At 65.2% G+C, this 3,684-nt stretch carries 4 protein-coding genes; 2 read left to right on the top strand and 2 right to left on the bottom strand.

Going from position 1 to position 3,684, the window contains the following annotated elements; translation table 11 throughout:
• Positions 1 to 688 precede the first annotated feature (688 nt).
• A complete protein-coding gene (locus NR810_RS51925; protein WP_257463612.1) occupies positions 689 to 931 on the top strand; it encodes a hypothetical protein in 243 nt (80 codons plus the stop codon).
• Between the two features lie 15 nt (positions 932 to 946).
• Positions 947 to 1,417: a hypothetical protein gene (locus tag NR810_RS52995; RefSeq protein WP_407653913.1), complete on the top strand. Its 471-nt coding sequence runs from the start codon at positions 947 to 949 to the stop codon at positions 1,415 to 1,417.
• Positions 1,418 to 1,495: 78 nt separating this feature from the next.
• Here the strand turns inward: NR810_RS52995 and NR810_RS51920 are convergent, their stop codons facing one another.
• Entirely contained in the window at positions 1,496 to 1,738 is a 243-nt protein-coding gene (locus NR810_RS51920; RefSeq protein ID WP_257463611.1) for a hypothetical protein, read from the bottom strand.
• Positions 1,739 to 2,245: 507 nt separating this feature from the next.
• Positions 2,246 to 2,887, bottom strand: a complete 642-nt coding sequence (locus tag NR810_RS51915) for a hypothetical protein (protein WP_257463610.1) — start codon at positions 2,885 to 2,887, stop codon at positions 2,246 to 2,248.
• Positions 2,888 to 3,684 lie beyond the last annotated feature (797 nt).

The following is a 3,684-nucleotide window of genomic DNA, read 5'->3' as shown; positions in this document are numbered from 1 at the left end:
TCCCGCGTGTGTCCTTCCCGGGCGTCGTGTCTCCCGTCCTGTGTTTCGCATCTTCGCGCTGGCGAGCTCTCCCCAGGCTTGCTTGATTGGCATTCCATCCTTCAAGCCCAGGAGCGCCTCTTCCATGTCGAAGCGGATGCCTCCCTGGCGCGTGTGGTCCAGGACCAGACGGCGGCTGATGCCCGGCGCGTGGACGGGGAGACTGCACTCCACAGCGCGAGGGACTGGCTCACGCGCCTTCAGGCTGCGCTGCGGCAGCAGCGGACGTCTTGCAGCGTCGCCGCAGAGAAGAGCGAGCGCCAGGCAGCGCATGCGAGAGCTACGGCCGAGAAGACCCGTCAGTCACGGCGCTGCGAGCTGCGGCGCGCGCAGGAGAACCATAAGCACGCAGCCGCGGGTCTCTCGGAGCTGCAGCGAGGGCTCGAGGAGTTCCACCATCGCGCCGGCGCGCACCAGCAGGTGATGCGATGCGACGGGATGCCGAATCGCTGCTCGGTGTCTCCGAGCTTGGGCCCGACGAGCTTGCCATGCATCTCGATGCGAGCCGGTCTCGACTCGCCGAGGCCGACCGCGAGCGGCGCGATGGTACGCAGCGACTCGCTGATACCTCGAAATCGGGAGGAATATGAGAAGGCATTGGAGGCGCTCCGGACTCTCGTTGACGGCGAGCTCGCCATGGATGCTGCTCATGCCGTCGCAGCTCGACATGCTCCGCAGGCAGTGGGGGCAGAGAGCCCTCGTGGACCGCATTTCCGTCCTCGCGCGCGAGTTCGACACCTCGCGTAGCGGCCATCAATCCATCGTGTGCGGGCGAGCCGAGCAGATTGGTGGCGTGCATGGTGAAGAGACCACGAGTGCGCGGGTGCGCTCACTCCGTGAGGGCATGGATGCCGAGCAGAGGCTCCATGAGGACGATGAACGCACGGCTTGAGCGAGCCTTGCTGAGGTGGAACGTACGCTCACCGAGGTGAATACGCAGCGTCGGGAACTGACGGAGCGCGAGCTGCTGTGGCAGGAATTCGATACCCGAACTCGTCGCTTGGGTGGGCCCACGTCCCTCGTGGATCGTTCCTCATTGGAACGTGCCCGCGTGTCCGTCGGCGCGCGACTCGCGGCAGCGGAGGCACGCGAGGAGGAACTCACGCGCACGCGTGAGCGACTGCACGCGAGCTTCTCTCCGCAGGAGGTGCGTTCGGACCAAAACAGCTTCGGCTCAGGGCTCAACCTCGCCGCCGAGTTGCTCGCCACGAGGTTCGGGGATGCTGGAATCGAGAAAGCAGGGCTGCTGGAGGCAAGGCTTGGCCCACTCGCGCAGGCATTGGTGGTCAAAGACCCTGTTGCCGCAGCACGAACGAGCGCAGGCAGGCCTAGATCCTTTCCTCTGTGTGGCTGGGGGATGGAGGCGCCCCCCTCGTGACGCTGGACGACGCCCATGGTCGCCACCGCGACGGCTCATCAGGCGTTCCTGATTGAAGAGGATCTGGCTCTTCGGGTGTCACTCATCCCGGAGCGACCCCGCCTTGGGCGAAAGGCTCGCGAGAAGTGAGCTGCGGAGCTTCGCGAAGAGGCTGAACTCCGCGAGCGGGAACTCGAGGAACAGTGCGCGCGCCGCCGGGTGCTTGAGCGTCTGGTGGAGGATGGAGCGTCTTTGCTTGCTATCCTGGCTGTCTGGCTCGCGGGTGCTCCTTCTCTTGAAATCGCGGAGCTTCGTCGTCGCACGGTCGATGCGTAGGCACACGCTGCGCTACATCGCGGCGCGGCCACTCAACATGCCGAGGCTGCGCGCTCGCTCCGGCCGCGCATCGACGGTCTTCGCGGGCTTCTCTGTGGCGCCTTTCTTCTCGCTCCTCCCGATCATGCAGCACGAAAGGCTTGGCTCGATGAAGAGCACAAGGGAGCTATTGCTGCACAGATCGAGGTTGCACGTCGCGCCAGGGCTACGCGCATCGTCGAAGACATGCTCGACGTCCTTCGCCGGCCACCGCTCTGGAGGCCGAACTCGACCATCCTCATGGCCGTGTCAGCTGGCTTCGCCAGGAGCGGGACCGCTTGGACGCGGCGATCGACACCATTGATTATATTTGCAAGAACGTCGACGCGCGCACCTGGTGCGACGCGGCGGAGAAACTGCAGCAGAGAGAAGCGCTCGTTCCGGCGTTGCTGGCTCAACTCCATCAAGCCGAATCCGCACTCGAGACCGAACGTGGTCGAAGGGAGATTGCTTGTGCCCAGGCCGCCAACAGGCTCACTCAAGCGGCGACGCGTTCAGATGGGCGCCTTTGGCGCTCTCTCCGAGCTTCCTTGGATACGAGCTTCCGGGCGGCGTGACGAGATCCGACTCGTCGAAGACCAGCGACGCGAGCTCGTTGCGCTCCTCGGGCGTGTCTGGCCCGCCTGGCGTGAAGGTCTCACCGAGCTTCCAGCACATGGTCTTCCGCCCACGCTGGCGGGGTGGGGCCGACTTCTCGACGCTCGTCGAGCCGAGGGACTCCCCGAGCTGCCTGCGCGTCTCAAGCGTCGCACAGCAGCTGCGCTTGCCGTGCCCCACTTCAAAGCCATTCTCACGGAGGCCAGTCGTTCGGCATTGGGCCTGTCCGAGGCAATCCACGACCGAGCGGTACGCCTGCGCCCGCCTGCCGGGCTGGTGGCGCACACTCGTCGCGGCGACGTCGACCCGACCGTCGTTGCCTGCGTGCTCGGCGAGGTTTCCATTCCGGAACGGGCCTTCATGGATGGGCTCCTGCTCAAGGGGGAGAGCCGGGCCGTGTTGCTCGTCGAGAACCTCAGTGCCTGGCGTGACCTGCCCGCTCTGCCTGGCTAGTTGTTCGCCCACGTCCCTGGCTGGGATACGGCGACGGTTGTCCACCTGCTCGAGCGTGTCGTGCACGTGCTGATGGTCCGCTTTGGTGAGCTCAATCCGAACGGAGTACGGATCTTCGTCCGCCTGTGCGAGCAACGACCGGACCTGCGCTGATTCATTCCACCGCTCTGGGCGCAATTCATCGAGAGCCACGGCCGACGGATGTCGTGGCCCCCTGACCTTGACCCCAGCGCGGTTCCCTCTCTTGCGGTGAACTCGCTGAGCGCCGTCTGTGACTTGAGCAGGAGCGCCTCGTGCTCAACCCGCGAATCGCCGAGGCGATCGAGCAATCCGTTTAGATGGGACCGCAGACGCGCGAGCATTGCGAGCAGCTTCGCCCCATACCTGTTTGGACTCCTGGAGAGCAACAGTCCAAACCCTCGCTCCGTTGGTCTCTCACCAGACGAATCTGCCGACAAGGAGGAGAGACCGTAGGCCTCGTGGCGAGGAACTGAAGCTCAACGTTACGCTGAACCCTGCGCCCGTTGCCCTTCTGCGGCGGAGCCGAAGGTTGACCCTTGAGGCCGGTGGTAGAAGCCGCGGCCCACCGGCTCAGCCGAGGGCCACGCGAGCCAGGTTGAACCCGGGAAGAGAGAGTCGACGAAGGTGGTTGACTCCCAACGCGGCGGTGATAGAAGCCGCGCCCCCTCGGACGGAAAGGCGAAGCCGCAACGGCGGCGGAGCTCCCGGACGAGTTTGAAAGACGGAATAAGGAGTCGACGAAGCGGAGTTGACTCTCAACGCGGCGGTGGTAGAAGCCGCCTCCCCCGAAACGGCGAAGTCGCGCAGGCGACAAAGCCGGGTTGGCGGGAAGAAGAGAGTCG

The organism is Archangium lipolyticum (genome assembly GCF_024623785.1).
GTDB lineage: Bacteria > Myxococcota > Myxococcia > Myxococcales > Myxococcaceae > Archangium > Archangium lipolyticum.
Note: the sequence above shows the minus strand (reverse complement) of the source record. Positions and strands in the feature narration are given on the sequence as shown.